Annotated in this window: 22 protein-coding genes; 7 read left to right on the forward strand and 15 right to left on the reverse strand. The window is 58.2% G+C overall.

The window, feature by feature from the left end; all coding sequences use genetic code 11:
• Nucleotides 1-42: 42 nt before the first annotated feature.
• The 5 genes from ACYZTZ_RS22870 to rplM form a co-directional block, all read right to left on the reverse strand.
• Complete coding sequence (locus ACYZTZ_RS22870; protein WP_056740900.1) at nt 43-825, reverse strand: cytochrome c1; 783 nt, start codon at nt 823-825, stop codon at nt 43-45.
• Nucleotides 825-2036 carry a cytochrome b gene (locus ACYZTZ_RS22875; RefSeq protein ID WP_046048261.1) on the reverse strand — a complete coding sequence of 404 codons (1212 nt, stop codon included), beginning with the start codon at nt 2034-2036 and terminating at the stop codon, nt 825-827. The genes ACYZTZ_RS22870 and ACYZTZ_RS22875 overlap by 1 nt, the downstream gene beginning before the upstream one ends.
• Nucleotides 2036-2629 (reverse strand): ubiquinol-cytochrome c reductase iron-sulfur subunit, encoded by a 594-nt coding sequence (petA, locus tag ACYZTZ_RS22880; RefSeq protein ID WP_033061319.1) that lies wholly within the window; start codon nt 2627-2629, stop codon nt 2036-2038. The genes ACYZTZ_RS22875 and petA overlap by 1 nt, the downstream gene beginning before the upstream one ends.
• 267 nt (nt 2630-2896) lie before the next feature.
• Nucleotides 2897-3289, reverse strand: coding sequence for a 30S ribosomal protein S9 (gene rpsI / locus ACYZTZ_RS22885; RefSeq protein ID WP_003216038.1), 393 nt, complete (start codon nt 3287-3289; stop codon nt 2897-2899).
• A 14-nt stretch (nt 3290-3303) separates the two neighbouring features.
• A complete protein-coding gene (gene rplM / locus ACYZTZ_RS22890) occupies nt 3304-3732 on the reverse strand; it encodes a 50S ribosomal protein L13 (RefSeq protein ID WP_046048262.1) in 429 nt (142 codons plus the stop codon).
• 245 nt (nt 3733-3977) lie between these two features.
• Between rplM and ACYZTZ_RS22895 the strand changes: the two genes are divergently transcribed.
• A complete protein-coding gene (locus tag ACYZTZ_RS22895) occupies nt 3978-5018 on the forward strand; it encodes an NADP(H)-dependent aldo-keto reductase (protein ID WP_046048263.1) in 1041 nt (346 codons plus the stop codon).
• Nucleotides 5019-5122: 104 nt separating this feature from the next.
• On the opposite strand, the gene ACYZTZ_RS22900 is transcribed toward ACYZTZ_RS22895, so the two are convergent.
• The gene (locus ACYZTZ_RS22900) at nt 5123-6259 is read right to left on the reverse strand and encodes an acyl-CoA dehydrogenase family protein (protein WP_046048264.1); all 1137 of its coding nucleotides are present in this window, start codon (nt 6257-6259) and stop codon (nt 5123-5125) included.
• Between the two features lie 244 nt (nt 6260-6503).
• Here ACYZTZ_RS22900 and ACYZTZ_RS22905 point away from each other — a divergent pair, with 244 nt between their 5' ends.
• From ACYZTZ_RS22905 to ACYZTZ_RS22920, 4 genes are all read left to right on the forward strand, one after another.
• The gene (locus ACYZTZ_RS22905) at nt 6504-7400 is read left to right on the forward strand and encodes a GlxA family transcriptional regulator (protein ID WP_177338842.1); all 897 of its coding nucleotides are present in this window, start codon (nt 6504-6506) and stop codon (nt 7398-7400) included.
• Between the two features lie 224 nt (nt 7401-7624).
• Entirely contained in the window at nt 7625-9562 is a 1938-nt protein-coding gene (locus ACYZTZ_RS22910; protein ID WP_461999790.1) for a flavin monoamine oxidase family protein, read from the forward strand.
• 238 nt (nt 9563-9800) lie between these two features.
• Complete coding sequence (locus tag ACYZTZ_RS22915; RefSeq protein ID WP_461999791.1) at nt 9801-10688, forward strand: nitrilase family protein; 888 nt, start codon at nt 9801-9803, stop codon at nt 10686-10688.
• Between the two features lie 16 nt (nt 10689-10704).
• Entirely contained in the window at nt 10705-11907 is a 1203-nt protein-coding gene (locus tag ACYZTZ_RS22920) for a hypothetical protein (protein ID WP_461999792.1), read from the forward strand.
• A gap of 66 nt (nt 11908-11973) precedes the next feature.
• On the opposite strand, the gene zapE is transcribed toward ACYZTZ_RS22920, so the two are convergent.
• From zapE to ACYZTZ_RS22935, 3 genes are all read right to left on the reverse strand, one after another.
• Nucleotides 11974-13068 (reverse strand): cell division protein ZapE, encoded by a 1095-nt coding sequence (zapE, locus tag ACYZTZ_RS22925; protein ID WP_008155962.1) that lies wholly within the window; start codon nt 13066-13068, stop codon nt 11974-11976.
• A gap of 91 nt (nt 13069-13159) precedes the next feature.
• Complete coding sequence (locus ACYZTZ_RS22930) at nt 13160-14515, reverse strand: tryptophan--tRNA ligase (protein ID WP_461999793.1); 1356 nt, start codon at nt 14513-14515, stop codon at nt 13160-13162.
• A 24-nt stretch (nt 14516-14539) separates the two neighbouring features.
• Nucleotides 14540-15184, reverse strand: coding sequence for an alpha/beta hydrolase (locus tag ACYZTZ_RS22935; protein ID WP_461999794.1), 645 nt, complete (start codon nt 15182-15184; stop codon nt 14540-14542).
• A gap of 144 nt (nt 15185-15328) precedes the next feature.
• Here ACYZTZ_RS22935 and ACYZTZ_RS22940 point away from each other — a divergent pair, with 144 nt between their 5' ends.
• Nucleotides 15329-15763 carry a Z-ring associated ZapG family protein gene (locus tag ACYZTZ_RS22940; RefSeq protein ID WP_223429660.1) on the forward strand — a complete coding sequence of 145 codons (435 nt, stop codon included), beginning with the start codon at nt 15329-15331 and terminating at the stop codon, nt 15761-15763.
• Nucleotides 15764-16045: 282 nt separating this feature from the next.
• Here the strand turns inward: ACYZTZ_RS22940 and ACYZTZ_RS22945 are convergent, their stop codons facing one another.
• Together ACYZTZ_RS22945 and ACYZTZ_RS22950 are read right to left on the reverse strand one after the other, a co-directional pair.
• A complete protein-coding gene (locus ACYZTZ_RS22945; protein ID WP_461999795.1) occupies nt 16046-16765 on the reverse strand; it encodes an OmpA family protein in 720 nt (239 codons plus the stop codon).
• 117 nt (nt 16766-16882) lie between these two features.
• On the reverse strand, nt 16883-17527 hold the full coding sequence (locus tag ACYZTZ_RS22950) for an MBL fold metallo-hydrolase (RefSeq protein WP_461999796.1): 645 nt from the start codon (nt 17525-17527) through the stop codon (nt 16883-16885).
• A 233-nt stretch (nt 17528-17760) separates the two neighbouring features.
• On the opposite strand from ACYZTZ_RS22950, the gene ACYZTZ_RS22955 reads away from it, so the two are divergent.
• Nucleotides 17761-18579, forward strand: coding sequence for a PP2C family serine/threonine-protein phosphatase (locus ACYZTZ_RS22955; protein ID WP_461999797.1), 819 nt, complete (start codon nt 17761-17763; stop codon nt 18577-18579).
• Nucleotides 18580-18633: 54 nt separating this feature from the next.
• On the opposite strand, the gene ACYZTZ_RS22960 is transcribed toward ACYZTZ_RS22955, so the two are convergent.
• The 4 genes from ACYZTZ_RS22960 to ACYZTZ_RS22975 all read right to left on the reverse strand — a co-directional run bounded on the left by ACYZTZ_RS22960 (nt 18634) and on the right by ACYZTZ_RS22975 (nt 26954).
• Nucleotides 18634-21372 (reverse strand): LuxR C-terminal-related transcriptional regulator, encoded by a 2739-nt coding sequence (locus tag ACYZTZ_RS22960; protein WP_461999798.1) that lies wholly within the window; start codon nt 21370-21372, stop codon nt 18634-18636.
• Between the two features lie 232 nt (nt 21373-21604).
• On the reverse strand, nt 21605-22969 hold the full coding sequence (locus ACYZTZ_RS22965) for a DUF1329 domain-containing protein (protein ID WP_056740853.1): 1365 nt from the start codon (nt 22967-22969) through the stop codon (nt 21605-21607).
• 28 nt (nt 22970-22997) lie between these two features.
• A complete protein-coding gene (locus ACYZTZ_RS22970; protein WP_056740851.1) occupies nt 22998-24935 on the reverse strand; it encodes a DUF1302 domain-containing protein in 1938 nt (645 codons plus the stop codon).
• 336 nt (nt 24936-25271) lie between these two features.
• Nucleotides 25272-26954: a fatty acid--CoA ligase gene (locus ACYZTZ_RS22975; protein ID WP_056740849.1), complete on the reverse strand. Its 1683-nt coding sequence runs from the start codon at nt 26952-26954 to the stop codon at nt 25272-25274.
• Nucleotides 26955-26973 lie beyond the last annotated feature (19 nt).

A 26973-nucleotide genomic window follows, 5' to 3' on the forward strand; every position in this document is an offset into this window, starting at 1 on the left:
CGCCCTTGGGCGCGCGCGATTGACAGCAATTTTACAGCAATATCAATGGACGTCTTTCCAGTATTCACGCTTGAGCAAGTATGCGAATACGAAGAAGAACGCCAGGTACAGCAACACATAGGTACCGATGCGCTGATGCTGCAGCTTCACCGGGTTGGCCGAGTAGGCCAGGAAGGTCACCAGATTCTTGACCTTCTCGTCGAACTGCTCTTCGTTCAGCGTGCCGGTTTTCGGCAATACGGTCAGTTGATCGCAGGCTTCATGCGTCAAAGCGGTGCCGGTCAGTGGATCGTATTGCTTCTTGCCGTCTTCGACGATTTGAACTTGTTTACAGCCTACCACCTGACGACCCTGCAGGCCGACCAGAACGTTAGGCATCCCGACGTTCGGGAACACCTTGTTGTTCACGCCCCAAGGACGCGATGGGTCTTCGTAGAAAGATTTCAGGTAACCGTAGAGCCAGTCAGTGCCACGAACGCGGGCGACCAGGGTCAGGTCGGGCGGCGCCGCACCGAACCAGGTCTTGGCGTCAGCCGGCTGCATGCCGATGCTCATGTGGTCGCCGATCTTGGCGCCGGTGAACACCACCTTCGAGAGCATCAGGTCGTGCGGAATGCCCAAATCATCGGCGACACGCTCGTAACGCTGGAACTTGGCGCTGTGACAGCCCATGCAGTAGTTGGCGAATGTACGCGCGCCATCCTGCATGGCAGCCTTGTCGGAAACGTCGATGTCGACCTTTTCGAGCTCAGGACCACCGTGTTCGGCCGCAAAGGACAGCACAGGCAAAGCAGCAAGAATCAGTACAGCAAATAGCTTTTTCATCAGCCAGTCACCCTTTCCGGAACCGGTTTGGTCTTCTCGAGCCTGGTGTAGAACGGCATCAGAATGAAGTAGGCGAAGTACAGGAAAGTACAGACCTGCGACAGCAACGTACGCTCAGGGGTAGGCGCCATGACACCCAGCCAACCAAGAATCACGAACGAGATGCAGAACACCCAGAGCCAGATTTTGCTCAGCCAGCCCTTGTAGCGCATCGACTTGACCGGACTCCGATCAAGCCACGGCAGGACAAACAGCAACGCAATCGAGGCACCCATGGCAACAACGCCCAGGAGCTTGTCCGGAATCGCCCGCAAAATCGCGTAGAACGGGGTGAAATACCAGACCGGAGCGATGTGCTCTGGCGTCTTGAAGGCGTTCGCCACCTCAAAGTTCGGCTTCTCGAGGAAGTAGCCGCCCATTTCCGGGAAGAAGAACACGATCGAGCAGAAGATGAACAGGAACACCACCACGCCGACGATATCTTTCACGGTGTAGTACGGGTGGAAGGCAATGCCGTCCAGCGGTACGCCGTTTTCGTCTTTGAATTTCTTGATGTCCACGCCGTCCGGGTTGTTCGACCCGACTTCGTGCAGCGCCAGAACGTGCAGCACCACCAGACCGAGGATCACGATCGGCAAGGCAACAACGTGCAGGGCGAAGAAGCGGTTCAGGGTGATACCGGAAATCAGGTAGTCACCACGGATCCACTGAGTCAGATCGTTGCCGATGACCGGGATCGCACCGAACAGCGAGATGATCACCTGGGCCCCCCAGTAGGACATCTGACCCCACGGCAGCAGGTAACCCATGAAGGCTTCAGCCATCAGCGCCAGATAGATCAGCATGCCGAAGACCCACACCAGCTCACGCGGCTTCTGGTACGAACCGTAGAGCAAGCCACGGAACATGTGCAGATAGACCACGATGAAGAACGCCGAGGCGCCGGTGGAGTGCAGCAGACGCAGGATCGAGCCGTACTCGACGTCGCGCATGATGTATTCGACGGAAGCAAACGCCTCTTCCGCCGACGGGGTGTAGCTCATGGTCAGCCAGACACCGGTAACGATCTGGTTGACCAGAACGAGCAGTGCGAGGGAGCCAAAGAAATAGAAGAAGTTGAAGTTCTTCGGGGCGTAGTACTTGCTGAGATGGTCTTCCCACATTTTGGTCGCGGGAAAGCGCGCATCAACCCAATCCATGAACTTGCTCATCACGCTTTCTCCGTATCGACGCCAATGACAATGATGTCATCGGTCTCATAGGAATGCGGGGGAACTGGCAGGTTCAAAGGCGCAGGTTGCGACTTGTAGACGCGGCCAGCCAGATCGTAGTGGGAACCGTGGCAAGGGCAGAAATAACCACCTACCCAGTCCTTGCCCAGATCCGCAGGTGCCACTTCTGGACGGAAGGTCGGCGAGCAACCCAGGTGCGTGCAGATACCGATCAGCAGCAGAACCTCTGGCTTGATCGAACGCGTTTCGGGGTCGACGTAGGTCGGTTGTGTCGAGTTCTTGGAGGTCGGGTCAGACAGCTGGCCCTCGATCTTTTTCAGATTCCCCAGGATTTCCGCGGTTCGGCGGACAATGAACACCGGCTGACCGCGCCACTCAGCAATCATCTGCTGGCCTGGCTCGATTTTGCTGACATTCACCTTCACCGGTGCACCTGCGGCTTTCGCCTTGGCACTGGGAAACCATGACCCCACGAACGGGACCGCAGCCCCCACCGCTCCTGCAGCACCCACCACGGATGTGGCTGCTACCAAGAAGCGACGCCGGCCTGCATTCACGCCGTCATTGCTCATTCAGTCCTCTCCCATCAGCTTTGTGGCCTGTTAAATCAGGCGTCTACTAAGTAAAAATCTGAACTTATAAAAATTTTGCCGAATGGTAATGAAAAGCCCCAATTCTGACAAGGTAATTACCGAGGGGCTCCACTGCCAAGCCTTGCAGTATAGGGCTTCTACGGCTGTGGCAAGTTGTCACAGAGCAATTCTTTGATAAATCGCGCCCATAAAAAAACGCCCAGCTTCGCGAGGAAACTGGGCGTTCTTCTTGAACGTAAAAGCGAATTAACGCTTCGAGTACTGCGGACGCTTACGCGCTTTACGCAGACCAACTTTCTTACGTTCAACTTCACGTGCATCGCGAGTAACGAAGCCAGCTTTGCGCAGAGCGCCACGCAGGGTTTCGTCGTACTGCATCAGTGCGCGAGTGATACCGTGGCGGATTGCGCCAGCTTGACCACTTACACCACCACCGATCACGGTGACGTAGATGTCGAATTTCTCGACAGTCTCAGTCAGTTCCAGCGGCTGACGAACTACCATGCGGGCAGTTTCGCGGCCGAAGAAATTTTCCAGGGTGCGGTTGTTGATGGAGATGTTACCAGTACCCGGACGCAGGAAAACGCGTGCGGTTGCGGTCTTGCGACGGCCAGTGCCGTAATTTTGAGTCGCCGACATAATGAACTATTCCGTTAAAACTTCAGTTCTTGGGGCTGCTGAGCAGTATGAGGGTGTACAGCGCCCGCATAGACTTTCAGCTTACGATACATGTCGCGACCCAGCGGGTTCTTAGGCAGCATGCCTTTGACCGCGGTCTCGATCACGCGCTCAGGGGCTTTAGCGATCAGCTTTTCGAAGTTGATCGACTTGATGCCGCCCGGGAAACCGGAGTGGGAGTAGTAGATTTTATCGGTGGTTTTAGCACCGGTTACACGAATCTGCTCGGCATTGATAACGACGATGTAATCGCCGGTGTCAACGTGAGGAGTGTACTCAGCTTTATGCTTGCCACGCAGACGGCTCGCGATTTCGGTGGCCAGACGACCCAGGGTCTGACCTGCAGCGTCGACGACAAACCAGTCGTGCTGTACTGTTTCCGGTTTAGCAGTAAAAGTTTTCATTCTTTATAGCCTCAGGGGCCGCCCTGTAAATTAGACGGCGGATCTTACTGAATAGTGCGTACTTTGACAAGTCAAAGGCAGCCGGATACAGACGCTTTCGGGGGCTCGGGTCGGCGCGTCCGTTCAACGGCAAGATTCTTCGGCGGCGGCGCATCACTTCCACTGCAGAAAGAGGTGCGCAATTATGCAGATTGCGAAAAATAATTCAACCTGCTTTTATGATTGTTTTGCCCAAGGAGCACCCGATGGACTATCGACAGCTAGGCCGAACCAATCTGAACGTGAGCGCCATCTGCCTAGGAACCATGACCTGGGGCGAGCAAAACAGCGAGGCTGAAGCCTTCGCCCAGATTGAACGGGCCAAGAGCGCCGGGATCAATTTCATCGACACTGCCGAGATGTACCCAGTGCCACCCAAGGCCGAAACCTACGCCACCACCGAGCGCTACATCGGCAATTACTTCAAAAGCCGCGGTGATCGCGCCGACTGGATCCTGGCCAGCAAGATCGCCGGCCCCGGCAACACCATCGACTACATCCGCGACAAAAACCTGCGACACAACCGCCAGCACATCACCGAAGCCGTGGATGCCAGCCTCAAGCGTTTGCAGACCGACTACATCGACCTCTACCAGCTGCATTGGCCAGAGCGCAGCACCAATTTCTTCGGTCAGCTCGGTTACAAACACCAGACCGAAGCCAACCTCACGCCGCTGGAGGACACCCTCGAAGCGCTGGACGAGCAGGTCAAGGCCGGCAAGATCCGCCACATCGGCCTGTCCAACGAAACGCCATGGGGCACCATGCGTTTCCTCGCCCTGGCGGAAGCCCGTGGCTGGCCGCGTGCGGTGTCGATCCAGAACCCGTACAACCTGCTCAACCGCAGCTTCGAAGTCGGTCTGGCAGAAATCGCCATCCGCGAACAATGCGGCCTGCTCGCCTATTCGCCGCTGGCGTTCGGTTTCCTGTCGGGCAAGTACGAAGGTGGCGCGCGCCCGCCCAAAGGCCGCCTTAGCCTCTACAGCCGCTTCAGCCGCTATTTCAACCCGCAGTCGGAAGCCGCGTGCAGTCGTTATGTGGCACTGGCGCGTGAACACGGCCTGGACCCGGCGCAAATGGCGTTGGCGTTTGTCACTCAGCAGCCGTTTGTGACCAGCAACATCATTGGCGCGACGACGATGGAGCAGCTTGAAAGCAACATCGCCAGTTTTGATCTGAAATTGTCGGAAGAGGTACTGGAAGGGATCGAGGCGATTCACAAGGATCATCCGAATCCGGCACCTTGATTGATCTTTAGATCCATTCGCGAGCAGGCTCGCTCCCACAGGGGGATCACCGTCACCTGTGGGAGCGAGCTTGCTCGCGAAGGCGGTCTAACGATCACGCTGCATTACAGCGACCGCGCAATAATCTCCTTCATGATTTCATTGGTCCCCGCATAAATCCGCTGCACCCGCGCATCCGCCCACGCCCGGGCGATCGGGTATTCCCACATGAAACCGTAGCCGCCGTGCAACTGCACGCACTCGTCGAGCACCTTGCATTGCAGGTCGGTGCCCCAGTACTTGGCCATCGCCGCAGTCGGCACGTCGAGCTTGCCTTGCAGGTGCAGTTCCAGACAGCGATCGACGAAGACCCGACCGATCTGAATCTCGGTCGCCATCTCCGCCAGTTTGAAACGGGTGTTCTGGAAGTCGGCGATCGCCTTGCCGAATGCCTTGCGCTCGCGGGTGTAATCCAGCGTCCATTGCAACGCAGCTTCAGCCGAAGCCAGCCCGCCGATGGCAACGGTAAGACGCTCTTGAGGCAATTCCTGCATCAGGTACGCGAAGCCCATCCCGGCCTGCCCCAACAGGTTTTCCTTGGGTACCCGAACGTCCTGGAAGAACAGTTCCGAGGTGTCCTGAGCCTTCATGCCGACTTTTTCCAGACGCTTGCCCTTGGCGAAGCCTGGGGTGTTGGCTTCCACCAAAAACAGGCTGGTGCCTTTCGCGCCAGCCTTCGGATCGGTCTTGGCCACGACAATCACCAGGTCAGCGAGAAAGCCGTTGGTGATGAACGTCTTCGAACCGTTGATCACATACTCGTCGCCATCGAGCACCGCGGTGGTTTTCACCCCTTGCAGGTCGGAACCGGCACCCGGCTCGGTCATGGCAATCGCCGTGACCATCTCGCCAGACACCAGTTTCGGCAGGTATTTGTGTTTCAGCGCTTCACTGCCGTAATGCAGGATGTACGGCGCGACGATGTCCGAATGCAGGGAAAAACCGATACCGGTCAGGCCGAGACGACCGATCTCTTCGATCACCACTGTGCTGTAGAGAAAGTCCGCCCCCAGGCCGCCGTACTCTTCCGGCAAATGCGAACACAGCATCCCCGCCTCCCCTGCCTTGTTCCAGAGTTTGCGATCGATATAGCCTTGTTTTTCCCATTGCCCATGGAACGGCACGGCCTCTTTTTCGAGGAACGTTCGCACACTGTCGCGAAAAAGTTCGTGCTCGGAACTGAACAAGGTTCTGGGGATCATGCGGCACCTGTCGTTATTGTTAGCCGGAATTGACCTCCAGAGACTATGCCCCGCATCCGATACAGGACACTGGACACATCAGACAAAAAATAAGACGATCCAGCCGTCTGGTGACCACTTTCCCCTATAAGAATAAAGTTGAATTATGTCTAACCAAGTCTCCACGCCCTTGCGGCGCGTCAGCATCCTGGCTATCGACCGGGTTTTCGCTTCCACCCTCATGCAAGCCAAGGATTTCTTCCACCTGGCCAGCCTGCGTTACGGCAAACAACTGGGCCAAGGCCTGACTCCGGCGTTCGAAACCCGCCTGGTCAGCCCCGACGGCAAACCGGTGAACAGCTTCAGCGATGTGGTCATGCCGGTGGACGGCGGCCTGGAAAACGCCGACATCATTGTCCTTCCAGCCTTCTGGGACGATTTCGACACCCTTTGCCAACGTTATCCACAGGTCCTGCCCTGGCTGCGTCAGCAACATGCTCGCGGCGCAGTACTCTGCGGCGAAGCCACCGGGGTGTTCTGGCTGGCCGAGGCCGGGCTGCTCGACGGCAAGGAAGCGACCACTTACTGGCGCTTCTTCAATGCATTTGCCGAACGCTTCCCGCGGGTTCAGCTCAATCAGGACAAGCACCTGACCGATGCCGATAACCTGTATTGCGCGGGCGGCACCACCTCGGCCTGCGACCTTTACATTTACCTGATCGAACGCTTCTGCGGCGCCAACGTGTCCCAGGCCGTCGCGCGGGACATTCTTTATGAAGTGCAGCGCAGCTACTCGCCAGGACGAATCGGTTTCGGCGGTCAGAAGCTGCACCAGGATGTGATCATCCTTCAGATCCAGCACTGGCTCGAAGAACACTTCGCCGACAAATTCCGCTTCGAAGACGTGGCTCGCGAACACGGCATGAGCATCCGTAATTTCATGCGGCGCTTCCAGACCGCCACCGGCGACAAGCCGCTGCATTACCTGCAACGACTGCGCATCGAAACCGCCAAGGGCCTGCTCTCCGGCAGCCGCAAGAGCATCAAGACCATCAGCTATGAAGTCGGTTACGACGACGCGAGCTTCTTCGCTCGGCTGTTCCGCCAGCACACCGAGCTGTCGCCGAACCAGTATCGGCAGCAGTTTCAACAGGCTGCATAACTGTTGATATAGGCGCCGCCACGGAATTGCCAAGCGGCGCCTGTTTCAGAATTAAACTGCAAACACCAACAGTGTTTAAAGATAACGATCGCGTGATTATTTCCCTTACATGAAAAACGGAATGCAGAGTACCGAACAAGTCCTTTGTACGCTTGCGAGCCGCTTACTGAGAACCCCAATATAGTCTTCCCGCCAGCTGAACTGCACTTCAGGGAAGATCAACAATGACCACAGAAACAAGTCCCCAGCTTCTCTCATTTAACGACAAGACCGAAAATCTCCAGGCTAAAAATAAATGGTCAGGCCGATTCCCAAATCCGCCGGACTTATGCTTTGACTACCGAGCGTTAATTGAGCAGGAACACGGCGTAGCAAAGGCAACTGATCCCACCCATAAAATATGCATCATTGGCGCAGGCGTTACCGGACTCACTGCCGCCCGAGAACTTTATCGTTGCGGTTTTACCGACGTGACACTGATAGAACAATCGACACGCATTGGCGGCAGGCACCTGACCGTCCATGGCAGCCATCCAATAAAAGAAAGTCATACACCTTTCGAGATGGGCGCCATGCGTCTGCCATTTTTCAATAGAGAAAACGAGCCACCCAAAGAGGGTCGATCGCTGATGGCTTACTACGCCAAGGCATTTGACCTGGCGCTATCGGACTTCCCCAATCCGGGAAGTCAGTGGGTGAGTTCGACAGGCATTTATCTCCAGGAAGGCAGCCTGGGTGGTCGCGCGAATCCGCACATGTTGATCTGGACGAATGAAGACGGCTTGACGCCTCCACCCGACGAGGCGCTGCAAACGGTTTATGCCAAGTGGAAGGCCTTTGCCGCCAGGATGACTCGCCAGATTGCGCTGATCTACGCCACGCAGGAGTGGGAAGCCGTCTGGGCGGCCATCGTCGACAGGTACGAGCGTGTTTCGTTTCGCGATCTGGTCTGCATGCCGGTGCTGGAAACCTGGAACAAGGACAAGCCAGGAGATTTCGGCGGAGTCGGAATGAACTCGTACGAATCCACCCTGTTCTATTCGATTGGCATCGGCGATGGTAGTTGGGGCGCTTTTTATGACGTGTGCGCGCTCTACCCACTGCGTACCGCCATTTTCGGATTCAGCAGTCGCCTGCAACTGGTTCACGGTCGGGTCGATTCATGCGGCGAACCGCTTCCCGCGCCTTACTTGCACAGCGACGCCGTTCTCGATGCGAAGGGCCTGCCTTTCGACAGCCCGCGCTACATCGGCCTCGCGGCGCTGGACGAATGCCTGCTGTTCATGAACACCGACAGCGCGCACAAATCGTTCTACGAACATTGTCTTGAAAGAGGCGACGGATTTTTCACCGATTCATCCGTCAACAAACTGAAGAAGCTGGACGATCAAAAAGTACGCGTCTACTACACATGGAAATTCAGCCAGCCCTGTCAATCGCAGGAACTGTTCGATGACTTTGACGCCGTCATCATGACCTTGCCTTCATGGTTGATCGAAACAGGTATCCGGCTCGAAAACTTCAATCAGCAGATGCTGCCATTCGCGATGATCAACGCTTACAAAACAGCACATTGGGAAACAAGTTGCAAAGTGTACGCCCCCTTAAGCAAATCATTCCTTTCAAGCAAAACCCGAATCCCCCACGCGATTGTAACCGACAGTTTCATTCATGACGTATACAGCTATCGCTATAACGAGAATTATCCATACGACTGCATATTACTAAGTTACACGTGGGAGGATGACGCCACCAAACTGGCGCCGTTTAACGACCAGGAACTGGTGGCGAAGTGCGTAGAGGAACTCGACCGGATACTGATGAATTCCGCCAATATCCAACAGAAGATCTCTCCCTACATTAAAACTGAACATGCTGTGGTCCAACGCTGGATGACGGACAGAAACGCGTTGGGCTGCGCAAAGTTATACAGGCCCGGTACTTATTACGACGCGGTGAGCCTGATGAAGTACAACCGGGATTTCTCGCATGTTTCCGGCCTGTATTTTTCCGGCGAATCGTTTTCAGTCGATGCCGGCTGGACAGAGCCGTGCTTTCGCGGCGCCGTGGATGCCGTGATTCATATCTGCAATAAAACCGCAGCGGTATTCAACGGCGGATTCTGCATGAGCGACTACCCGCACTACCGCGTCCGCAATTGACATCCGGCTCCATCGCCCAGAACCAATGCGCCCTGCGCGTTGGTTCTGTCTCTGCGTAACCGCTCTATTACGCCATCTTGCGCCCCGGCAGAAGAATTCGGGCGCTCTGCCCTGCGCGATCTTCGGACGCGGACTACAGCTCAAACGGAAGCCGCTGACTTACGCAAAAATGCCATTTCAACTCTTATAAACACGCAACTAAACAGCGTGAATAACAATAAAAAAGAGGTCATCGAGAATGAGCGAGCCAACAAGTCCTGTTCGTGTAGCAGTCGTGCAATTCGACCCACAAGTCGGCAAAGAGAAACGAGCAGGTAATCTGCGTCATGGTCTGGAGTTGGCCCTGGAAGCGGTAAACGGCGGTGCCAATCTCATCGTGCTGCCCGAGCTTTGCAGCACAGGTTATTTCTTCAGCAATCGGCAAGACGCGTTCGACCATTCGGAGGTGATTCCCGACGGGCCGAGTGTGCAAATCTGGGTGGACTTCGCCCGCCAGTACCAGGTTTACCTGGTGGCAGGCTTGACCGAGCGCGATGGCATGCGGCTGTTCAACACCGGCGTTCTGGTCGGGCCTGACGGTTTTATCGGCAAGTATCGCAAAGCCCATTTGTGGAATCTGGAGAAGCTGTGGTTCACACCGGGAGATCAGGGCTTTCCAGTTTTCGATACGCCTATTGGCCGTATCGGATTGTTGATCTGCTGGGACATCTGGTTCCCGGAAGTGCCGCGAATCCTCAGTCAGCAAGGCGCGGACATCATTTGCAGCCTGAACAACTGGGTGTGGACACCTCCGCCGCTGTTCGATGACGCCGGCAAGTGCATGGCGTCGTACCTGACAATGACGGCGGCTCACGTCAACAATGTGTTTATTGCGGCGGCGAGCCGGATCGGCGAAGAGCGAGGTGCACGTTACCTGGGCTGCTCGCTGATCGCGGGCACCAACGGCTGGCCGATTGGCCAGGTGGCCTCAGCGGACAAGCAGGAAATCCTGTTTGCCGACATCGACCTGACCAGCTCCCGCAGTGCGCCGATCTGGAACAACCTGAACGATCTGCATCGCGATCGTCGCACCGATCTCTACGATCAAATGCTCGGTTACACCCAGCACCCTTGTCTGCCGCGCTGACAAGGGGGAATGACTGATGGAAACCACAACCGAAAGAAATCGGCTTGCCGGCAGGTCGCCGCTGGATCTTGCGATCATCCTGCTGATGATCGGCACGACACTGCTGATTGTCTGGCTTTCATTCACCTACCGTTCCGTCTGGGAAGCGCATTGGCCAAGTTACAGTGACATGGTCTCGAGTCTCCCCGAACCCAGTGCCTGGTTGCGCTGGGTACTGGGCGACATCAGCGAGGTTGCGTTCTACAAACATGAGTTCGCTTCAATAGGGCTGTTGGCCGGCGCCTATCTGGCTTATTGGGCGAATCGAACGGGAAAAGCCTGGCAAGGTTTTGCCATCTCCTATGGGACGGGATTATGGCCGTGGCTGGTGACCAGTTCGTTGCTTGGGCTGTTGCTGAGTAACCTGCTGTGGGGCTGGACGGTCACGGCCACCAGTTGGCAACCGACGTTTGCGGCGTTTGTTTCGCTGCCGGCGGCGATGGTGCTGATGTTTGGCGGCGGCTGGAAGGTCACAATCAATGGCGCAATCATGGGCGCCGTGTTCGTCACTCCGATGTGCTTGTTGATCGTCAATTACGTCTGCAACCCCCTTGGATTGCCGGCGGTGATCGGCAATGTCACGGGCATGGCGGTCGCCAGCGTCGGCGCTTTTCTGCTCTGTCGTTACCTGCCGAGCCTGGTGAAGTCCGAGCCGTCGCAGAAGCCATCCGCTCCTCCGCCCGCAACTGTCACCGCCAAGACGCCAGACTACGGGGTCGTCTGGAGCTTGCGTCGGGTGCTGGCCGACTTTTCGGAAGCGCCGTTCTTTGGCAATGAACTGGCCAGCCTCGGCCTGTTACTGGGGGCGTTGCTGGCCTACACCTGGAACCCGATGAGCCCGGTTTACGGCTCGGGCCTATTGCCCCAACTGATCGGCGCCCAGGCGTTGACCTCAGCGTTGGGGGTGGTGATCTGGCGTCGGCAATGGATGTCGCGCGGTTGGTATCCCACCTACGTTCCATTGGTGTCCGTGGTGCCGGCGGCCATTCTGACGTACGGCGGCAGTTGGCAGGTGATCACCGCGAGCGCACTGCTGGGCGCACTGATTGCGCCACCACTGGCCTGCGCGATTGCCAAGCGGTTGCCGGCCGACATGCACGGTTTCATCGGCAATGTACTGGCCATGGCCATCAGCACGTTGCTGATCATTCCGTTTATTGGACTGCTGGTAGCCAGCTGACGAACGTCGCGACTGGGCGCACAAAAAAGGCCTACAATGCAGGCCTTTCTCATTTTCCGAAATGTCCTACGGCTTATGCGCCCGGGACAGGAATTCGTGGGACTGCATTTCCAGCAGACGACTCAGGGTGCGCTGGAACTCGAAGTTCAGGCGACCGCCGGTGTAGAGGTCTTTGAGCTCGACTTCAGCGGAAATAATCAGCTTCACGTTGCGGTCGTAGAACTCGTCGACCATGTTGATAAAGCGTCGGGCGATGTCGTCGGTGGTGACACTCATCTGCTCGACACCGCTGAGCAACACGGCGTGGAAGATCTTGCCCAGCTCGATGTAATCGTTCTGGCTGCGCGGGCCGTCGCAGAGTTCGCGGAAGTCGAACCAGGCCACGTCATCGCAGGTGCGCAAGGCACGGATTTCGCGGTTCTCGATCATCAGCACATCGTTCTCGATGGCTGCCGTGCATTCCGGCGTCAGGGCGCGGAAGCTCTTGCGCAGGCTTTCGTGGGACGCATCATCCAGCGGGAAGTGGAACAGCTCCGCTTGCTCAAGGTGACGCAGACGATAATCGACGCCGCTGTCGACGTTGACGATCTCGGTGTTCTGCTTGATCAGCGCAATGGCCGGCAGGAAGCGCGCACGTTGCAGGCCATCCTTGTACAGACCGTCCGGCACGATGTTCGAGGTCGCGACCAGGGTCACGCCGTTCTTGAACAGCTCTTCCATCAGCGTGCCGAGGATCATCGCGTCGGTGATGTCGGACACGAAGAACTCATCGAAACAAATCACCCGGGCTTCGTCAGAGAAACGCTTGGCGATGATGGTCAGCGGGTTTTTCTCGCCGCCGAGGGTCTTCATCTCTTCGTGCACGCGCTTCATGAAGCGGTGGAAGTGAGTGCGGACCTTTTCCTTGAACGGCAGCGCTTCGAAGAAGGTGTCGACCAGATAGGTCTTGCCCCGGCCGACGCCGCCCCAGAAGTACAGACCCTTGACCGGTGCCGCGTCTTTCTTGCCAAACAGTTTGCCGAACAGACCCGGTTTGCTGTGCGAGGCCGCGACCAGATCGTCGTACAGGCGCTGCAAATGGCGCACCGCAGTTTCCTGCGCGGCGTCATGGAAGAATTCCGGGCGTTTCAGATCAGCTTGATATCGTTCTAGGGGCGTCATAATTCGTTAGCAAGGCAACAAAAACGGGCCGTCACTGTAGCGACGGCCCGTCGGAATGGCAATCGGCCCTTGGTCGGGCCGAGCCGCTGATTTATTCCTGAACCGGCGTCAGAGCAACCCGCAGGGTCTCGATGGCAGCATCGCGAGCGGTGCTGTCAGCAAAGGCCGGGCTGTCGGCAACGCACTCGCCTTCCAGCCAGACGCTGAAGCTCAGGTCTTCGTTGCGCACGTCCAATGGCTGACCCGATTGCAGCTGCTTGGTCACCTGGCCTGCGGTTTTACCGTCGGCGAAGTTGCGCGACAGCAGCAGTTGCTCGCCGTCGGCCGCCAGCAGACGGAAGCGGAAACTGCCGTCGTCTTCACGGAAGCTGACGAAACGCGCGGCTTTCGCGGCTTTCTTCTTGGTGGTGGCAGCGACTTGAGTCTGAGCGACGAAAGAACGCAGGCCAACCGCTTCACGCAGTTCGTGGAGGAACGGTGTCGCTACCGAGCGGGCCTTTTTGGCGCCGATCTGCAGGATGTCTTCCAGATCAGCCGGGCGTTCGATCAACTGGTGATAACGCTCGCGGGATTCACCCAGTTCGCTGTCGAGCAGTTGGAACAGACGATTCTTCGCCTCACCCCAACCCAGGCCCTGCAACAATTCGCTGCGGAATTCGTCGGACTGCGCCGGGGTGGCGAAGGCCTGGAACAAGGTGAACAGGTGCGAGTTATCCGGATCTTTCGCCTCGCCCGGGGCACGGGAGTCGGTAACGATCCGCGAAATCGCGGCCTTCATTTCCTTGGCGCTGCTGAACAACGGAATGGTGTTGTCGTAGCTCTTCGACATCTTGCGACCGTCGAGGCCTGGCAGCGTGGCGACGCTCTCTTCGATCAGCGCCTCGGGCATGGTGAAGAATTCTTTGCCCTGACCGAACAGGTGATTGAAGCGCTGGCCAATGTCACGGGCCATTTCCACGTGCTGGATCTGGTCACGACCGACCGGCACCTTGTGGGCGTTGAACATCAGAATGTCCGCGGCCATCAGCACCGGGTAGCTGTACAAACCCATGGTGATGCCAGCGTCCGGGTCTTCGCCGGTTTCGACGTTCTTGTCCACCGAAGCCTTGTAGGCATGGGCGCGGTTGAGCAAGCCCTTGGCGGCGACGCAGGTCAGCAGCCAGGTCAGCTCTGGGATTTCCGGAATGTCGGACTGGCGATAGAAGGTTACGCGGTCCACATCCAGGCCACCGGCCAGCCAGGTCGCGGCGATTTCCAGACGCGAGCGCTGGATGCGCAGCGGGTCATCGCATTTGATCAGGGCGTGGTAGTCGGCCAGGAAGTAGAACGAATCGGCATTGCTGTCACGGCTGGCGATGATCGCCGGGCGGATGGCGCCGGCATAGTTGCCCAGGTGCGGCGTGCCGGTGGTGGTGATGCCGGTGAGGATACGGGTACGAGTCGTCATGGGTAATCGCTTGTCAGACTGCAATCAATTCGAAAGACGCGGCAGGATCAGATCCTTGAGATCGGTCAGCTTGCCATGAAAAAAGTGTCCGCATTCTGCCACTTTCAGCAGCTCATGGGGACGCTCGAGTTTCGAGGACCAGTCGTAGACGGCTTGCGGATCGATGACTTCGTCGGTTTCCGGCTGGATCAGGATCAGTTCGCCTTGCTGCGGCAGTTGATCCTGATCGCCGAGACGCATGACAGCGGGCGCGACCATGAACAAATGTTTCAGCTGTTCGCCCTTCGCTTCCAGGCGTCCGCCGAGACTTGCGGCAACAAAACCGCCGAAGGAGAATCCGAACAGCGTCAGCGGCAACTCGGGGTGTTTGGCTCGTAGCCATTCGGCAACGGCTTGGGCGTCGTCGACTTCGCCGGTGCCCATGTCGTGACTGCCTTCGCTGGCGCCGACGCCGCGATAATTGAAACGCAAAGTAATCAAACCGGCATCGCGCGCGGTGCGCTGCAAGGTCGAGACGACTTTGTTGAGCATGGTGCCGCCCTGCACCGGGTTCGGGTGGCAGATCAGCGCAATGCCGCGTGGCTGCTCATTGTCCAGGCCCTTGTTTTCCAAATACAGGGCTTCCAGTTGGCCGACCGGGCCATCAATCACTACAGGGGTTTCGCGCATAAGCAAGGAAGGAACTCCGTGACCTCGAATCGGGTCGACTCGTCTAGCAAATTGTCTGTGCCAATCTATTGCGAGTGAATCGCGGTATACAGCGCAGGTTCGAGCCGTTAACGTAAAGCAAAGCCGTTTATAGAGGAAGGACTCGTGGAACACTCGCTCTTAGTTTGGTTGTTGCCGACTCTTGCCCTGGTTGTGGGTGTCGCCATTGGTTTCCTGATCGCTCGCCTGGTGCCGAATGCCGCGCCTAGCAGCACACAACGTCAGCTGGATGACATTCAGGAACGTTTCGACAGTTATCAGAACGAGGTGGTCACCCACTTCAACAGCACTGCAACCCTGGTCAAGAAACTGACTGCGAGCTATCAGGAAGTGCAGGATCACCTCGCCGAGGGCGCCAACCGCCTGGCCCTGGACGAGCAAACCCGCCAACGCCTGCTGGCCTCGCTGCACGCCGATGCGGCAACCGCCCCACGGGAACGCCTGACGCCGCCGCGCAATCAGGAGCCGCCTCGCGACTACGCTCCCAAAGCCCCGAACGCGCCGGGCATGCTCGATGAGCATTACGGCCTGAAGAAGTAATCAGGTTTCGCGCGACATGAAAAAGCCCCCGGATGAGTGATTGTCTGGGGGCTTTTTAATTGCTGATGGTTTTTTTGTTGCCTGCTCAGGCCCCATCGTCGGAACGCCGCCCGGAGCAAGCTCGCTCCCACATTTGGAATGCGTTCCCCTGTGGGAGCGAGCTTGCTCCGGGCGGCGTTCCGACGATGGGGCCAGAGCTGTCGATACAAAAAAGCCCGCCCGATCTGTTGAGGATCGGGCGGGCTTTTTTACGCCTGGGGTTCAGTCAGACGATTATGGATACTACTGAACAGTGCCTTGCTGCTGGCCGCCATACTGCTGACCCGGAATCGCCTTCAGGTTGACCTCGACCCGACGGTTCTGCGCCCGGCCATTGACGTCACCGTTGCTGGCAATCGGGCTATCCGGCCCGGCACCGCGAGCCGACAGGTTGGCACCGCTCACGCCCTGAGACGTCAGGTAAGTCGCCACGCTCTGGGCGCGACGCTGGGACAGGTCCATGTTGTGCTGGCGGCTGCCGGTGCTGTCGGTGTAGCCGACGATCTCGATCTGGTTCTGGCTGAACTCCTTGAGCGAGCCCGCCAGATTGTTCAGCGGCTGATAGAAACCCGACGCGATGTTCGCCGAATCGGTGGCGAAGGTGATGTTACCCGGCATGATCAATTTGATCTGATCACCCTCGCGCTGCACTTCCACCCCGGTGTTGGCCATGCTGGCGCGCAGCTTTTTCTCTTGCTGGTCGGCGTAATAACCGTAACCGGCAGCGGAAGCACCCACCACCGCAGCGCCAATCAGCGCGCCCTTGCCACGGTTATCGTGACTGATGGCGGCACCGGCCAAAGCACCGGCCAGAGCGCCGAGGCCACCGTATTTAGCGGTTTTGCTCATGCCCGTGGAACCACCGTCGGCCTGGCCCTGGTTGTCGTAAGGGTTAGGCGAGGCGCAGCCAGACAGCAAGGCCACAGCCGTAGCGACAATAATCAAACGCTGCTTGGTGAACATGAAGAGCTCCTGGTTTTTGCATTCTGTGGTGCAACGGACTAAGGCATTAAACCTTTGCGGGCGTTGGATCATAGCGGATGAAAATAATTCCACCACGCCCCCTCACAACGTTAGAAATCACGCCCGCACAAAAGGGTTCTCGCGCATTTCATCGCCCAGACGTGTGTCCGGACCATGCCCGGTCACCACCGTCGCCTCTTCGTCGAGGGTGTACAGCCGCTGCTTGATCGACCGCACGATGGTCGCCTGATCGCCACCCCACAAATCCGTGCGCCCTACCCCGCGACGAAACAACGTGTCACCGGCAATCAGCAGCTTAGCCTCTGAAAACCAAAAGCTCATGGAGCCCGGCGTATGACCCGGCGTGTGCAACGCCACGCCGCAGCCGCAGGCCAATTCTTCATCATCGGCCAACCAGCGATCCGGCGGCGGCACCGGCGTGTAGGGCACACCGAACATCTGGCACTGCATCTCCAGGTTGTCCCAGAGGAATTGATCTTCTTTATGCAATTGCAGGGTTGCGCCGGTTTTCTCCTTCAACTGACCGGAAGCCAGGAAGTGATCGAGGTGCGCATGAGTATGAATGATGCTGACCACCTTCAAGCCCAGTGCGTCGAGCCGCGCGAGGATCAGTTCGTGATTACCACCCGGATCGACCACGATGGCCTTTTTGGTGATCGGATCACCGATGATCGTGCAGTTGCACTGCAACGGGCCGACGGGGAAGGTTTCGCGGATGAGGGCTGTATTCGGGGTTTGCATGGGTTTAATCCTGGTGCCAAGGCTGGGTACTGCGGTTGTGATGCGCAAAATTGATAGGTTATCCTCGCGCCGCGCCTATTTTGAAACAAGACGGCAGGAAGCCAATGCCTGGTTCAAACGACTCTTGAAGCGTTTTTTGTAACGCTCAGCCCAAAAAGGATAATCCCATGCAAGAAGACTATCTCCTTCGTCAGGACATTAAAGGTATTGAAGCCTGGGCACAGGCCTGAACCATGCCTGAGATCCCGGTAGACTTCAGCTGTAATACGGCCTGCGCGTTTGTGGCAGGACGCGAGCACCTCAGAACTCAAACGCCTTGCCAGGACTATGTCGCGGCCAGAGAGTCCAACGAGGTGACCTGCATTTCATTGGCGGTTGGGGCTGGCTCCAGAGCCAAATCCGACATCGGCGCCCAAGTAGCGGTCACGGCGACCCTGGCTTTTGTTTGCAAAAACTTTGAAAGCCTCTGGCAAAACATGGACAAACACAACGCGAAGGCAGCCCAGCGACTGGTTAATCGCTGCCTGGACGCGTTCAGACGCAAAGCTGCAAAACTCGGCGGCGATATCAACGACCTGGCCTGTACCTTGTCGTTTGTCGCTTACTCACAAGGCCGCTACCTCGCAGGTCACTTGGGCGATGGCGTCATCGCAAGCGTTGACGCGGACGGACAACTTCAGGCCCTTTCTCATCCAGAAAATGGTGAGTCGGCCAATACCGCCCCGTTGCTGACTGACCATAAAGCGGCGTCGCGGCTCAGGTTGTACCGTGGGCAAATCGAAGCCACGACTGGCTTCGCGATCATGAGCGACGGCACCGCGCAAAGTCTCTATGACAAATCCAGCGGAGTCCCCGCCCCGGCGATCCAAAAGCTGCTGGAGTGGAATGCAACGTTGCCCAGAAAAAAAATGAGGGAAGTGTTGGGTGACAACTTGCAACAGTCCATTGCCAGTAAAACCGGAGATGACTGCTCCATAGGCTTACTGTCGATCCTGAAGCACTCCATCGACGTGGGGCAGACATCCGGAGTGACTGTCTCAGAGGAGAAATGACCGAAAACCTCTGTTCGCAAGGCCCAACTTGCTTCGGAGGTCTTCAAACGGCGATTACTGCAATACACCCAACTCTTTCGCCCTGGCGACCGCTTGCGTTCGCCGCTCCACCCCAAGCTTGCTGTTGATATGGCTGGCGTGAGTTTTTACGGTGTGCAGCGAAATAAACAGCTGATCGCTGATCTCCTGATTCGAGCAGCCCTGGGCGATCAGTCGCAGGACAGCCATTTCCCGCGTACTGAGTTGTTCCGCGGCGGCGGATGACTCTGCTGCGGGACGGGCTGTCACCGCCGGAAGTTTTTCTGCAAGGCTCAGTGAAACGGGCGTCGGTGCACCGAGTTGAAGTTGTCCACGCAGCCAGTCCGGATGTTCAGCCAACAGCCTGTCAAACGGTTGCAGCACTCCCCCGGCCGCAGCTTCCAGCGCCTGACTCAGGGCCTTGCGGGCCTCGGGTTCGCGCCCGCACCCAAGCAATAACGTCACTTTCTGAGTCAGTGCCATCACGCTGAGCAGCTGCCTGCCGGTTTGCTGCCCATGCTCAAGCAACGCGTTCAATCGTCCTTCGGCCAGCATCGGCTGCCCCTGAATGACCTCCAGCAAGGCTTGCTGCAACTCGATATGCAGCGGCAGTTGCGGATGGAACTCCGGAGGGGCTGCCGCGTGTTCGCCGTTGTAGGTCTGACCCAAGCGAGCGAGCCAGGCTTCGGCCAGGTCGGTACGCCCCTGAGCCAGCCAAAGTTCGCATTTGACCAGGGTGATCATCGCCAGGTAGTAGATCGGTGGCACGTCCCAGATGTGCATCAGGCGCTCGGCTTCGGCGAGTTCGGCGAAGGCTTTGGCGAATTCGCCGCTGCTGCCCTCAAGCCTGGCGATCACGCAGTGGCCGATCAATACGCTGATATCCCGACAGGCGCGTGCTTCATTCAAACCGGCTTGCAAGCGTGCCCGTGCGGCTTGGGGCTGCAAGCGCAGGGCTAACAAAAAGCCTTCGTACAAAGTCAGTCGGGCGCGGACGGCATACAGCCGTTGCGGGGATAACCCTTGCAGGCGTTGCAGCCCCTGGCGCACTTCATCCAGCGCACGAAGGATTTCCCCTCGCGCCTGCAGCACACGAGCGCGGTCGTAATGAGCCAGCGCTTCGAACAGTGGGTTGCCGACCCGTTGCGCCAACTCCAGAGATTCACGGTTCAACCCGCGGGCACGCCACAAGTCACCGTCGGCAATGGCCAGGTTGGACAGGGTCGAGAGGCACATCAGGCGCTGCCCGTAGCGTTTGGCGGGCAGGCTCTGCTGCGCTTCGGTGCAGTAGAGCAGCGTCAGCTCGCGATTGCCGCGCCCGCGGGCGATGACCCCACTCAGGGCCAGCCATTGCGCCAGCATGGATTTCTGCGCAGTGGCCGACGGGGCCGGCAGGAAGCGGCTCAAATGACTGGCCAGCTCCTCGGCGGCGTCCAGCTGACAGGCCAGCCCCAACGCCCAGCTGTACAGCACGATCAGCCGTGGCGTGCTGATCAGCAGGCTGTCGGGCAAGTCCATTTTCCAGCGCAGCAACATGCCGACGTTCTGTTCGGCCAGCAGCTGCTCTTCGGAGAGGTTCTGCACCAGGTTCGCCGCGACGTCCAGGTGCCCGGCACGCAGCGCCTGCTCCACCGCCTCGTCGAGCAGCCCCTGGGCATTGAACCAGCGACAGGCGCGCAAGTGCAGGCTGGCCGCCGGCACCATCGCTTGCGCGGTGGGCCGGGTGCGCAACAAGTCGGAAAACAAATGGTGGTAGCGATACCAGTGACCATTTTCATCCAGTGGCACCAGGAACACCTGATGAGCCAGCAGAAAACGCAGGATCTCGGCACTGTCATGGGCTTCGCGAACGGCGTCGCACAATTCGCTGCAAAAGCGTTCCTGAGGTGCTGTGTCGTAAAGGAATGACTGCACCTCGGCGGGCAGACAATCGATGACTTCTTCCAGCAGATAATCGCGGATCAGCCCTTCCCCGCCATGCAAGGTCTGCGGCAAAGCACCCTGGGAACCCGCTTCAGACGCTGCCAGCAGCCAGAAACGCAGTCCGGCGACCCAACCTTCGCTGCGCTGGATGAGACTCTCCAGCGCTTCGCCGCGCAAGGAACTGCTGTGCCGATCAAGCAGGGTCAAGGCTTCGTCGTGAGTCAGGCGCAAGTCCTGTTCATTCAACTCGAGCAGTTGCCGCGACAGCCGCAGGCGCGCCAGATGCCAGTCCGGCCGCTGCCGACTGGTGACCATGACCAGCAAGCCGTCAGGCAGGTGATTGAGGAAAAATTGCAGGCAGCGATCGAGAACCGGGCCCTGCGCCAGATGGTAGTCATCCAGCACCAACAGCAGGGGCGTACTTGCAGACAGGTGCACGGCCAACTCATCGAGCAAACCGTCCAGCCATTCTTCAAAGGCAAACGGTTGATGCCGCTGGCGCATTTTCAGCAGGCCCAGGGACTTGCTGCCCAGTTGCGGAAAAAAGTCCTGGAGGCCTTCGAGCAACCGCTCGAGAAAACGTCCGGGATCGCTGTCTCGCGGACTCAACCCCAGCCACAGACTTTGCCAGTGAGCCGGCAAGCCCTGACAGAACTCCACCGCCAACGAACTCTTGCCAAACCCCGCCGGTGCGCTGACCAACAACAACCTGCCACCGAGGCCCGCACTCAGGCGCTCGCACAGACGAGGTCGCAGCACATGGCCGTCGGGCAACGGAGGCCGAAAAAAACGCCCGTCCAGTGCCGCGACGGCAATGCTTGCAGGGCCCGGGTGTGGGGACAGATCAGTCATGGCCGGCTCTTGTTTGAATGGCGGTTGGCGGCGTTGCAGATGTCCGCAGCCTATCGGTAAACGAAGAGGGAATGAAGGTTATTGCTACAAATGGCTACAAAAAGAATACAAGCAGAAGTGTCGAGCAAACCCGACAGTCACACCGTCCTACAACGATCGTTATGAAATTCAAAAAAAACGCCCCGAACCAGTCGGGGCGTTTCTCGAGGATGCGGCCTCTGTTCAGGGCAACTTAGCGAACACCATCCTGGCGCAGAGCGGCCGGAGTGAAGTCGCTGGTGGTAGCGGTGAAACCGAAGTCATACGCCGATTTCTCTTCGTTCTTCATGCCCAGTGCCAGGTAGCGGCCCGATTGCAGGTCGTACAAGGTTTCCAGGGTGTACCACGGCACTTGAACGTTGTAGTAATTCTGGGAGTGAGCTTCCGCCACACGCCACAGTTGATTACGACCGTCGTAGTGGTCGATCACGGCCGCCTGCCAGGTGTCTTCGTCGATGTAGAAGTCACGCTTGGCGTAGATGTGACGCTGACCTTCCTTCAAGGTAGCCACCACATGCCAGACCCGGCGCAGCTCGTAACGAGCCAGGTCCTGGTTGATGTGACCGGCCTTGATGATGTCGTCGTACTTGAGTTGCGGCGAGTCGAGTTTGTAGCTGTCGGAGGCGATGTACATCTCTTTCTTGCCTTCGAGTTTCCAGTCGTAACGATCCGGTGCACCGTTGTACATGTCCAGGTTGTCGGAGGTACGCAGGCCATCGGCTGCGGTACCCGGCCCGTCATAGGACACTTGTGGTGCGCGACGTACACGACGCTGACCGGCGTTGTAGACCCACGCCGAACGTGGCTCTTTCACCTGGTCGAGGGTTTCGTGCACCAGCAGCACACCACCGGCCAGACGTGCCGGCGCGGTCACTTTCTGCTTGAAGTAGAACAGGATGTTGCCCGGGTTCGCCGGATCGTAATCCTTCATCTTGTCGCGGAACACGAACTGGTCCTGGAAGTACACCAGGCTGTACGAGCCGTTCGGCTGCGGCGTCGCCTGGGTCACCAGACGGGTCACGCTGCCACCGCGATAGCGGGTGATGTGGTTCCAGATGACTTCGACGCCGGTCTTCGGAATCGGGAATGGGACTGCGGTTTCGAAGTTCTCCAGACCGTTGCCGCCGGACACCAGGTTAGTGGCGGTGGCGTTTTTCTTGATGGCGGCAAACACGGCATCCGGCACGGTCGCGCCGCGATGGGACGGGTAGACCGGCATCTTGAAGGTTTCCGGGTAGCGCTTGAACATCGCGTACTGGCCCGGTGCGAGTTTGTCCTTGTACTGGTCGACGTTCTGCGCGGTGATGGTGAACAGTGGTTTTTCACTGGCGAACGGGTCAGACAGGAAACCTTTGCTGTCGGCGGTGCCGGCGTTTTTCGCCATCGGCTTCCAGGCCGGGATCGATCCGTCAGCGTTGCCCGCCATCTCGGCGCCCATCGGGGTCAGGCTCTTGCCCAGTTTGTCCGCTTCGGCCGCAGGGACCGCCGCCATGACGCCGGTCGCCAGCAGCGAAAGCCCCAGAACACCGACGTGGAACAGACTCTTTGTTATTTTCATAGGTGTGTTCGTCCTGATAATGCAGTGCTTAGAAGTTCACGCCGAAGCTGAGCGCAACGAAGTCGCGGTCATCGACGGTGGTGTACTTGCCATCAAAGAAGTTGGTGTAAGCCAGGCTCGCGGTGTAGGTGTTCTGGTACTCGGCATCGACGCCCAGGCTCACCGCTTTGCGACCTTCCTCGAAGTTGCCGCCAGGGCCAGGCGAGTAGCCTTCCACGTCATGAGACCAGGCCACGTTCGGCTTGAGGTTCACACCGGCGAATACGTCGTTGTATTCCCAGATGGCACGACCGCGGTAACCCCAGGAGTTTGCGGTGGTGAACCCGTCGTTTTCGCAGTAGCGACTGACGTTGTTTTGCGGTCCGCCTGCCAGGGTAGAGGTGTTCAATGCCACGCACTGACCACTTGGCAATGGACCAGGGCCGTAGCTCGGGTCACGGCCGTAACGCGCTTTGGAAGAGCTTTCCAGACCGCCAACGTGAGTAAAGCCGACCTCGCCCACCAGGGTCAGTCGTTCAGCGCCCATCACCTGGTCGAAGAAGTGAGTAAGGGTCGTCTGGAGCTGGGTTACTTCCTTGCGGCGATAGCCTTGTTGATCCTGTCCTGGCGTCCCTTGGAGCACGGAAACGTTAGGGTTCAGAGGCGTCAGACCGGAAAACAGGATGTCAGTGGTGTTGAGCTGAACCGGAGCATTCGGCCGGTAGCTGACTTCACCACTCCACGCAGTACCTGTCGGTAACGTGGTGGAGAAGCTCAAGCCATACAGGCGAATATCTTCAGGGTACTCGACGTAGTAGCTGGAGTTACCCGCCACCACCAACGGCAGCAAGGTCGGGGCCAGGCCTGCCGCGACACCGGCCGGAACACCCGCAGCCCTCAGTGAACCCACCAGGCCCGCTGCGCTGTAAGCGCTCGCCGGAGCACCTTTGCCGCTGAAAATCGGCGCACGGCTGTGGTAGTTCATGAAGTAGGCGCCGAACTCGGTGTCCAGCGGATCGAACATGTATTTGAAGGACACGCCAAATTGACCGCTGTCACGGGCATCGCGATCCGGACCGCGACGAACGATGACACCTTCATCCGGGTTGCCCCAGGTCACGCCTTTGGCAGCCAAGGTGTTGATGCTGGCATTACGCAGCGAAGCCGGCAGCCCCGCAGCCGTCAATGCGCTGTTGAGTCCGTTACGGGTACGCAGTACGGCCAGGTTGTTATCGCAGCCATCCGCAATCACGTCCGGTTGCGAGAAGAAGGTGCCGCAGTTGTCGACAACGGTCTGGTCCCATTCGAGCTGGTAGAAGGCTTCAGTCGAGAGGTTCTCGGTGAGGCTCTGGGACACGTAGAACATGTTGACCGGGATCAGGCCTTCCTTGATCTCGGCACCGGGGCGACGGAACGCAGACACGTCGATCGGGTTGATCGAGTTGATGCCACCGCCGATGAAAGTACTTTCACCCCAACTCACTACTTGCTTGCCCAGACGCACGGAGCCCGGCTGATCGGCAACGGAATAGTTGTGGTAGACGAAGGCGTCGAGGATCTGGCCGCCGGAGGACTTGGCGCCTTCCTTGCGGTTGCTGTCGCTGATGTCCTTGAACGGACGACTTTCGTCCTTGAGTTCGAAGTCGTACCAGTATTTGCCACGGACGAAAACGCCGGTATCGCCATATTTCAATTCGAGGTCATGGATGCCCTTGAAGATCTTGGAGAACGTTTCGCCGCTCTTGAAGTTCAGGTGACCGTCGTCGGAAGTCTGGGACAGGCCGCGGCCGCCGTTGTTGACGCCGATGAGGTTCTTGTTGGCATTTTCAGTCGACCAACTGGCACCGACCGACAGGGACGAGTCGAACTGACCTTCGATTTCACCAACGTTGAAACTGACGCCGAATGCTGGCCCGGCGAGCGTAGAGGCAAGACTGACCGCCAGGGGCAGTTTCGCCCGGCGCCAGAACTGGTTTACTGATGTCATCGACGCTACTCCATGTGCATTATTGTTATGGCAGTGAGCACTTCTAAAAACGCTGTGGATGACTGGGAGCCAAGGTGTCCCTAAGTCATTCCAAAGTTGCATCGCCCCGTTTTGTGCGTTTGCTCCGTTCTTAAAAATCCTTGAGCGGACTATAGCCAGCAGGTAGTACTGCTTGATCCCTCTAAAGTGTGATTTGCAGCTGCCAGCCACTCTGGAACAGTCCTTTGCCAAGCCGACACCCGTCGGCCCGTCTAGGATGGCTGAAAATTCGGATTTGACAAGCCAAGCGCTTGCTTGGTGGGCTTGGCGTGCCCTTTTGGGCACGCCAAGTGACGCTTAAAGCGTCGAGAGGAAGGTGCTGTTGTTGGCTTGCCATTCGGTGATGTCGACGCGAATACGTTTCTTGTCGAGTTTGCCGACACTGGTCTTGGGAATTTCAGTAACAAGGGCGATCTGGCTCGGGATGGCCCACTTGCTCAGGTGCCCCAGTTCCACGAACGGCTTGAGGTGTTCCTTCAGTTCTTTGGCCCCGATCACATGGCCTTCGCGGACCACCAGCAGTGCGAACGGACGTTCGCCCCACTGCGGATCGGCGATGCCCACCACTGCTACTTCGCGTACCGCCGCGTGGCGACTGATCAGATCTTCCAGGTCCAGGGAGGAGATCCACTCGCCGCCGGTCTTGATCACGTCCTTGATCCGGTCGCGAATGTCGATCACACCCATGCTGTCCAGGGTCGCTACATCACCGGTGTGCAGCCAGCCCCCGGCCCAGAGCTCGGCGCCCTTTTGCGGTTCGTTGAAATAACCCTCGGTGAGCCACGGTGCACGCAGCACCAGTTCGCCTTGGGTCTCGCCATCGGCGGGCAGGAAGTTGCCGTCAGTGTCGACGATCGCCGCCTCCACCAATGGTCCCGGCACGCCGGCCTTGATCCGGTACGTGGTGCGTTCGTCTTCGGTGCCGGCCATCAGCTCGTCATTGAGGTGTGCACACGACACCAACGGCCCGGTTTCCGACATGCCGTAAGCGGCGGTCAGTTGAATGCCCTTGGCCTTCGCCGCGTCGTACAGCGCACGGTTGAGTGCACTGCCGCCGATGACGATTTTCCAGCCACCGAAATCCGTGCCTTGCGCCGCTTTGGAATTGAGGACCATTTGCAGGATGGTCGGCACACAATGGGAAAAGGTGACCTTCTCCTTGCGCCACAGCTCCACCAGGTACTCGGGGTCATAGCGACCGGGATAGACCTGCTTGAGCCCGAGCATGGTCGCCACATACGGCAGGCCCCAGGCGTGCACATGGAACATCGGGGTGATCGGCATGTAAACATCGTTGGTGCCCAGCAACCGCACGCTGTCGATGGCGCCCATGATGGTCGACACACCCATTGTGTGCAGCACCAGTTGCCGATGGGTGAAGTACACACCTTTGGGATTACCGGTGGTGCCGGTGGTGTAGAACGTGGTCGCGACCGAGTTTTCGTCGAAGTCCTGGAAGTCGTACTGCGTGCTCGCCGCCGCCAGCAACTGCTCATACTCGCCGATGAGGTTCGGCAAGTCGGCGGTTTTTTCCGGCAGGTCAGTCAGCAGCAGGGTTTTCTCCACCGTGGTCAGGTGCCCGGCAATGGCCTGGTACAACCCGACGAACTCGCTGTTGACCAGCACAAAGCGGTCCTCGGCATGGTTCATGGTGTAGAGGATCTGTTCCGGTGACAGGCGCACGTTAATGGTGTGGATCACCGCGCCGATCATCGGGATGGCGAACATGCATTCCAGATAACGATGGCTGTCCCAGTCCATCACCGCCACGGTATCCCCGGCCTTGACGCCGGCCGCCGTCAGCACGTTGGCCAGCCTTGCGACCCGTTCGATCAGGGTCGGATAGCTGTAGCGCAACTGGTCGCGGTAAATGATCTCGCGGGTTTTCTCATAACGAGCGCCGGACATCAGCAGCCGTTTAATCAGCAGCGGATACTGGTAAGCGCCTTCGGCTGGGGGGATAACGCGAGTCTGCAACATAAGAGTCCCTTTTCTGACT

The sequence above is a fragment of the Pseudomonas sp. LB3P58 genome, assembly GCF_054897895.1.

Bases quoted from the DNA above. Each gene is read 5' to 3' on its own strand.
- ACYZTZ_RS22920 (WP_461999792.1), top strand. From the start codon at position 10,705: ATGGAAACCACAACCGAAAGAAATCGGCTTGCCGGCAGGTCGCCGCTG.
- ACYZTZ_RS22975 (WP_056740849.1), bottom strand. From the start codon at position 26,954: ATGTTGCAGACTCGCGTTATCCCCCCAGCCGAAGGCGCTTACCAGTAT.
- zapE (WP_008155962.1), bottom strand. From the start codon at position 13,068: ATGACGCCCCTAGAACGATATCAAGCTGATCTGAAACGCCCGGAATTC.
- ACYZTZ_RS22945 (WP_461999795.1), bottom strand. From the start codon at position 16,765: ATGTTCACCAAGCAGCGTTTGATTATTGTCGCTACGGCTGTGGCCTTG.
- rpsI (WP_003216038.1), bottom strand. From the start codon at position 3,289: ATGTCGGCGACTCAAAATTACGGCACTGGCCGTCGCAAGACCGCAACC.
- ACYZTZ_RS22960 (WP_461999798.1), bottom strand. From the start codon at position 21,372: ATGACTGATCTGTCCCCACACCCGGGCCCTGCAAGCATTGCCGTCGCG.
- ACYZTZ_RS22930 (WP_461999793.1), bottom strand. From the start codon at position 14,515: ATGACGACTCGTACCCGTATCCTCACCGGCATCACCACCACCGGCACG.
- rplM (WP_046048262.1), bottom strand. From the start codon at position 3,732: ATGAAAACTTTTACTGCTAAACCGGAAACAGTACAGCACGACTGGTTT.
- ACYZTZ_RS22915 (WP_461999791.1), top strand. From the start codon at position 9,801: ATGAGCGAGCCAACAAGTCCTGTTCGTGTAGCAGTCGTGCAATTCGAC.
- ACYZTZ_RS22895 (WP_046048263.1), top strand. From the start codon at position 3,978: ATGGACTATCGACAGCTAGGCCGAACCAATCTGAACGTGAGCGCCATC.
- petA (WP_033061319.1), bottom strand. From the start codon at position 2,629: ATGAGCAATGACGGCGTGAATGCAGGCCGGCGTCGCTTCTTGGTAGCA.
- ACYZTZ_RS22950 (WP_461999796.1), bottom strand. From the start codon at position 17,527: ATGCAAACCCCGAATACAGCCCTCATCCGCGAAACCTTCCCCGTCGGC.
- ACYZTZ_RS22965 (WP_056740853.1), bottom strand. From the start codon at position 22,969: ATGAAAATAACAAAGAGTCTGTTCCACGTCGGTGTTCTGGGGCTTTCG.
- ACYZTZ_RS22910 (WP_461999790.1), top strand. From the start codon at position 7,625: ATGACCACAGAAACAAGTCCCCAGCTTCTCTCATTTAACGACAAGACC.
- ACYZTZ_RS22935 (WP_461999794.1), bottom strand. From the start codon at position 15,184: ATGCGCGAAACCCCTGTAGTGATTGATGGCCCGGTCGGCCAACTGGAA.
- ACYZTZ_RS22900 (WP_046048264.1), bottom strand. From the start codon at position 6,259: ATGATCCCCAGAACCTTGTTCAGTTCCGAGCACGAACTTTTTCGCGAC.
- ACYZTZ_RS22875 (WP_046048261.1), bottom strand. From the start codon at position 2,036: ATGAGCAAGTTCATGGATTGGGTTGATGCGCGCTTTCCCGCGACCAAA.
- ACYZTZ_RS22970 (WP_056740851.1), bottom strand. From the start codon at position 24,935: ATGACATCAGTAAACCAGTTCTGGCGCCGGGCGAAACTGCCCCTGGCG.
- ACYZTZ_RS22955 (WP_461999797.1), top strand. From the start codon at position 17,761: ATGCCTGAGATCCCGGTAGACTTCAGCTGTAATACGGCCTGCGCGTTT.
- ACYZTZ_RS22870 (WP_056740900.1), bottom strand. From the start codon at position 825: ATGAAAAAGCTATTTGCTGTACTGATTCTTGCTGCTTTGCCTGTGCTG.